The following is a 985-nucleotide window of genomic DNA, read 5'->3' as shown; positions in this document are numbered from 1 at the left end:
TCAGTTCATAAAACAATTTTGGCCTAAATTCTTTTCGTCCTTGCATGTACTAATTTACATAAAAATTATCACTCAAACAATTGATTTGAAGTGTTTTATATCAATTTTCAATCAATTTATTTGTGGGTTTTAATTCTTTGTCTACTTTTGATCAGGAGTTGTGCAACAGGGACAATGTATAACCGCAATTACGGCGGATTCGACTACGTCCGAATCCACTCGGAATTGCTAACGTCTGTGCTTAACCGAAAATTATTAACTTTAAACCCGTAACTGACGGTTATACGAGACCGTTAGCAGCAACCAAGGCGCCGATGCGTATAACTCGATTACCATCTATTATGCTAGTTTATGTATCTTGAAAAATTAAATAATAATTCCAAAAAAAATGAATTCACAAAAGCTTTTTAATGTATACAAATCTATCACTGGATTAATCATTGCTCTATTAGTTCTTTCTAGTTGTAACCAGTTTGACAAATCTGACTCGGAAATTGCAATCAAAAAATATGTACAGCGCACATTTTATCAACCTGAAACATACAATGCAGTGCGTTACTTTCCTCCCAAAAAAATGAAAGTTTCTACTGATCCAAAAGACAGAAATAACTCTTCATTTTCAGAAGATAAAGACAAAATTGTTGATGGTTGGGGAATTGCGGTTAATATAAGTGCAATGACTCGTAATGGTGAAGTAAGTAGTCAATCGGCGGCATTCTATCTTAATGCGAAATGCGATAGTGTAATTTTCTCTGACGTTGCACCGCAATTTTTAAAAGCTGATTCTTTAAGTATTTTTGGTTCGGCACATTGATGTCTTAATTTATTGGCAGCTGCTAACAATGGTAGCCGTTGCACAACTCCATTTTTTTGATAAAATTCACAAAAAACCAAGAAAATCTGACCGATTTTAAAGCTCTCTAAGCGCAGCAAAATTCAAATTGATTTAGAATTCCCTCCATTTTTGACTATCTTAAATCCAAGC

General features: G+C 34.0%; 1 protein-coding gene. It reads left to right on the top strand.

The annotated features are described in order from the left end of the window. The first annotated feature begins 388 nt into the window (after positions 1 to 388). On the top strand, positions 389 to 814 hold the full coding sequence (locus HU137_RS12885) for a hypothetical protein (RefSeq protein WP_182044264.1): 426 nt from the start codon (positions 389 to 391) through the stop codon (positions 812 to 814). The last annotated feature ends 171 nt before the right edge of the window (positions 815 to 985 follow it).

The sequence above is a fragment of the Moheibacter lacus genome (genome assembly GCF_014042165.1).
Classification (GTDB): Bacteria; Bacteroidota; Bacteroidia; order Flavobacteriales; family Weeksellaceae; genus Moheibacter; species Moheibacter lacus.
This window is presented reverse-complemented; position numbering and strand designations above follow the sequence as displayed.